Origin of the sequence: Ochrobactrum sp. SFR4 (genome assembly GCF_019730395.1) — a bacterium.
GTDB lineage: Bacteria > Pseudomonadota > Alphaproteobacteria > Rhizobiales > Rhizobiaceae > Pseudochrobactrum.
The window spans coordinates 1-281 of the sequence record NZ_JAAPBB010000673.1 but is presented as its reverse complement, the minus strand read 5'-3'; the positions used below and the strand labels follow the sequence as shown (position 1 = coordinate 281).

Annotated in this window: 1 protein-coding gene; it reads right to left on the bottom strand. The window is 53.7% G+C overall.

Features of this window, described 5'->3' with window-relative positions; genetic code table 11:
* The coding region (locus HBA93_RS20755) for an EamA family transporter (protein ID WP_221724533.1) at positions 1-281 on the bottom strand (281 nt) is incomplete at both ends.

Sequence of the window (281 nt, the reverse complement as noted above, 5' to 3'; positions counted from 1 at the left end):
GACAAAGCGCCGATCAAAGCAAAAATCGCTCCGATCCCTTCTGCCTGACTCATCCCTCCGCTTGAGAACATGCTCAGACGCGGCCAGACGATAATCAGCACACCGGCAAAACCGATCAGCACCGCTGACCAGCGATACAAGCGTACCTGCTCTTTCAGGAAAATCGCGCTCAGCACCACAATCATCAGCGGCGATGCGTAATTGATGGCAATGCTCTCTGGCAATGGCAGCAATGTCAGAGCGTAAAAACCGCTCAGCATCGACATTACCCCAACGAGACC